The 604-nt window shown below is 70.5% G+C and carries 1 protein-coding gene; it reads right to left on the reverse strand.

What is annotated here, in order from left to right:
- On the reverse strand, positions 1 to 604 hold a 604-nt coding region (locus DJ010_RS21670), incomplete at both ends, for a DUF222 domain-containing protein (protein ID WP_146207438.1).

Raw genomic sequence — 604 nt, forward strand, 5'->3', positions numbered from 1 at the left:
TGGTCGCGCCAGCGCATGGCTTTGCGTTGGGCGGGTGAGAACAGTCGGCGGGTGCGGCCGAGGTCGAGGACCTCGCTCTTGCCGCCGAGGACGACGGGGATGATGTTCGCGGTGCACGCCAGGCGGCGGATGGCGCCGGCGGAGAGGGGTTCGCCGCCGACCACGGTGCCGGTCCCGAGGTCCTTCTTCAGTGACTCCAGCGGGATCGTCACGAGCAGGGTGGTGGTGTCACCGCCGTGCATCGGGAGGTTGTTGGGGTCGAGGTGCTCCAGGAGGGCGCAGAAGGCGTGGCCGAGGCGGCGGGGGTAGGGGATGCGGTCCTCCTCCCCACCCGCAGCGTGCTCGGCCTTGCGGGGTGAGGTGAAGGCGTCGAGGTAGGTGCGCAGACGGTGGGCGTCGAGGTCGGGCAGCAGGCCAGTGAGTCGGGTGGTGCCGTCCCCGATCGGTTTGAACACCAGGCGGCACTTCTCCCGCGCCCGTCGCTCTTCGTCCTCGAGGCGTTTGGCTTCCTCGGCCTCGGCGATGTCGGGGGCCACGAGCTCCAGGATCCGCCGCCCGAGCCTGCGGAGGTCGCGGGGACGGAAGTCCTTGCAGTAGTCGACCA

It is taken from the genome of Nocardioides silvaticus (assembly GCF_003160695.1).
Classification (GTDB): domain Bacteria; phylum Actinomycetota; class Actinomycetes; order Propionibacteriales; family Nocardioidaceae; genus Nocardioides; species Nocardioides silvaticus.